Source organism: Streptomyces triticirhizae (assembly GCF_003696235.1).
GTDB lineage: Bacteria > Actinomycetota > Actinomycetes > Streptomycetales > Streptomycetaceae > Streptomyces > Streptomyces triticirhizae.
The window spans coordinates 1-3,529 of sequence record NZ_RFFJ01000331.1 but is presented as its reverse complement, the minus strand read 5'-3'; the positions used below and the strand labels follow the sequence as shown (position 1 = coordinate 3,529).

General features: G+C 70.2%; 2 protein-coding genes and 1 pseudogene. 1 reads left to right on the top strand and 2 read right to left on the bottom strand.

All coding sequences use genetic code 11. The features are described 5' to 3' along the window. Positions 1 to 126: pseudogene (locus tag EBN88_RS32835) on the top strand (transglycosylase SLT domain-containing protein); the annotation flags it as partial. A gap of 93 nt (positions 127 to 219) precedes the next feature. On the opposite strand, the gene EBN88_RS29160 reads toward EBN88_RS32835, so the two are convergent. Then, positions 220 to 1,539 carry a glycosyltransferase gene (locus EBN88_RS29160; protein ID WP_122400001.1) on the bottom strand — a complete coding sequence of 440 codons (1,320 nt, stop codon included), beginning with the start codon at positions 1,537 to 1,539 and terminating at the stop codon, positions 220 to 222. Continuing rightward, positions 1,536 to 2,969 carry an MFS transporter gene (locus tag EBN88_RS29155; RefSeq protein WP_122400000.1) on the bottom strand — a complete coding sequence of 478 codons (1,434 nt, stop codon included), beginning with the start codon at positions 2,967 to 2,969 and terminating at the stop codon, positions 1,536 to 1,538. Before EBN88_RS29155 ends, EBN88_RS29160 begins: the two co-directional genes overlap by 4 nt. Between the last annotated feature and the right edge of the window lie 560 nt (positions 2,970 to 3,529).

Below are 3,529 nucleotides of genomic sequence, written 5' to 3'. Positions count from 1 at the left end.
TTCGAGCAGTACCACGTCGACGGAACCAGCAAGAACATCTACGACCCCGTCGCCAACATCACCGCCGCCTGCAACTACGCCGCCGACCGCTACGGCTCCATGGACAACGTCGACAGCGCCTACTGACGCACCCGGCGGGGAGAGCCAAGCAGGGCCCGGGACCGGTCACCACGACCGGACCCGGGCCCTCGGCGTTCCGCCCCCGTTCCGCCGCCTCGCTCAGCGCGCCTGGCCGGCGGCCTGGAGCGCCGGCCGGGCGGCGAAGTCCTCGATCGCGTCGAAGCCCGGCGCCGCCTCGATCTCCGCGCCGATGGACGCCGCCTTCGCCCGGTACGAGTCCTCGCGGCGCAGCGTCGCGATGGCCTCCCCGATCTCCTCCCGGCTCGGAGATGCGCTGCTCATCTTCAGGCCGGCCCCCGACCAGTGGACCCGGGCGGCCACCTCGGGCTTGTCCTCGGTGTCGCCGGCGATGACCAGCGGAACGCCGTGCCGCAGCGCCAGGTTGACCCCGCCGTAGCCGCCGTTGGTGACCAGGATGTCGACGCGCGGGAACAGCCAGTCGTAGTCGATGTACGAGCCGATCCGCACATTGGCCGGCACCGCGCCGAGGGCCTCGACGATCGCCGCCTCGACCTCCGCCTCCGGCCGCCCGCCGCCGCTGACCACGACCAGCTCGTCGGAGTCCGCGAGCGCGGCGACGGTGGGGATGATGAGCGCCGTCAGGTCGGCGTTGGCGACCGTTCCCTGGGTGACGTGGACCACGGTGCGGCCCTCCAGGTCGGGGGCCCAGTCGGGGCGGGTCCCGCCGATGGACTTCGACGGCAGCGGGCCCATGTAGATGATCTCGGTGCGGGCCGAGGGGCGCGGATACTCGAACCCCTCCGTGCCCAGGTGGAACAGGGCGTCGCCAAGACCGGGCATCTCGAAGAAGGAGCAGGGCAGTCGCTTTCCGACCAGCCTCCGCATCGCCCGCGAAAGGTATTTCTGCGCCGGCCTCAGCACCACCGCCCGCGCCAGAACGCGGAGCGTCGCGTTCCGCACACGTTCCGCCGTGTTGGTCGCGGGAAGGAGCCCCATTCCGTAGGGGGGAAGTCCCGGCGCCTTGAGCGTGAGCGGGCTGATGCCGAGTATCCCTATGCGTGGTCTCTCCTCGCGCGGCAGCAGCGTCAGCGGATAGACGCCGGCGAACAGCATCTCGGTGAGGATCACATCCGTCTTCTCGGCTTCGAGCGCGGCGGTCATCGCCTCGTACTGCGCGTCGATCGGCTTCGAGAACACTTCGAGCACGGCCGCGCTGAGCCCCTTGATTCCGGTCAGCTCGGCCACCTGTGGAAAGGCGGACCGCATATCGCGGTCGTCGAAGTCGGCGCCGGGTGGAAGCGGCAGAAACCTGACGCCGGCCGCCTCGACCCGTTCCCGGTGCCGGGTGCCGGTGAGAAAGCGAACCTGGTGGCCTCGGCGGGTCAACTCAGCGCCGATGGTCAGACACGGGGAGACATGTCCGAGCAGTGGTGAACTGGCGATCAGAAAGGACGTCATCTGTTCTCCTCAGGGATGGACGTGGGTAAGGGGGAGTCGTTGGGGGTGCGCGCCGCCGTGATCACCGCGGCGGCGACGACGCCGGCGGTGACCAGCAGCGTGGAGGGCGTGGCGGCGGTGAATCCGGCGGGCGAGGAGTCGCCGTCGTTCCAGGCGAAGACCGTCGCCGCCACGGTGACGCCGAGCAGCACGCCGATCTCCCGGACGGAGTTGCCGACGCCCGAGGCGATCCCCTCGTCCTCGGGCCTGGCGAAGAAGATCGCCTGGCCGGTGATCAGGGCGAAGAAGACGCCCATGCCGAGGCCCGCGCAGATCAGCCCCGGCAGGAGCAGCGCATAGGGCACGTCGGAGCGCAGCACCAGCGCGAACCAGCCGAGCGCGCCCGCCTGGAGCGCCGTGCCGACGACCAGCGGCCACTTCATGCCGACCCGGCTGGCGAGGATGCCGGCCGCCGGCGCCGCCACCAGCGGGACCAGCGTCCACGGCAGCGTCGCGAGCCCGGCGCGGAGCGGGTTGTAGGCGAGCACGACCTGGAGGTACTGCGTCATCAGGAAGACCGCGCCGAAGACGCCGGCACTGGTGAGCAGGGCCGTCGCCAGCGACAGCCGGAACCCGCGCGAGCCGAGCAGGCGCGGCGGCAGCATCGGCGCCGGCAGCCTCGACTCCACCTGCCAGAACGCCGCGATCAGCGCGAGGCCGAGCACGACGAGGCCGCCGCTGTCGGCCCGCGGCCAGCCGGAGTCCTCCGAGCGCAGCAGGCCGAAGAGGAGGCCGGTGAGCCCGAGCGAGAGCAGGACGATGCCGGGCACGTCGATGCTGGCGCGTTCGACGCGGGCCATGCCCCGGAACGAGAGGGCCGCCAGCGGGACGAGGACGCCGGCGATCGGCACGTTGAGCCAGAAGATGAGGTGCCAGTCGACGCTGTGTACGAGCCAGCCGCCGACGAACGGGCCCAGCGCGATGGCGAGTCCGTTGATCCCGCCGAGGATGCCGAGCGCGATCGGCCGCTCCTTCTGGCGCACCACCCCGATGAGAAGGGTCATCGCCAGCGGGATGATCATGGCGGCGCCGACGCCCTGGACCGCGCGGAAGAGGCTGAACCAGAGCATCGTCGGGGCCAGCGCGACCAGCGCGGAGGACGCCCCGAAGACCGCGATGCCGACCGTGAAGATCAGCACCCGTCCGTACCGGTCGCCCAGCGCGGCGGCGGCCAGCATGAACACGGAGAACGCGATCGTGTAGGCGTTGACGCTCCAGGTCAGATCCGAGACGCCGACCTCGAACGAGGCCCGGATCGCGGGAAGCGCGGTGGTCACGACGAGGTTGTCGAGCCCCGCCATGAACGTCGCGAGTCCGGTGATCACATAGGCCAGAACGAGCCGTGCGGTGGAGAGTTCGGGTGGCCTGATCTCCACGGATGAAGTCGCCATATTCCTGAGTCATCTTTCTGATGGCTGACCGGTGGCTGACCAGGAGGGAGCAATGATCAGGCGGGCGAGCGCCCTTACGTGTCGATCGGGCGGCACGCGTGCGCACCACGCGGTACGTGTTCGTACCGAAGTGATCGCACGCGCGGGCACCGACGTGATCGCACACGCGTGAAGCGCGGCTGCCCATCCACGGTTCCCGGCTTTCGAAGGGGAGGTTTCTCCCCGCGAGAGGCGATGGCGCCGAAGTGTCGGCTACCGGTGGGAAATCGGCCGTGATGGCAGCATGAACATGCGCGAGTCGAGCGCCCCCAACATTCGCAACCCCATTTCGCTTGGCACCCCGTTGAGGACGTCGCCGGCCCTGGTCAGTGGAGCTAATCGGCGTGCGAAGACGTCCTCCCGTCCGCCACGATACTCACGCGGCGGGACGAGAAACAAGGTTCTCCCGGGGCCCGTTGAATACGGGGGGCATTCGCTTTGGGTGCCGTGTGACGTTCTGTCGGTTATGGCGCGCGCCCCGCGCGCCCCGCGCGCCCGCGCGCACCCGCCCACCGCCCGCG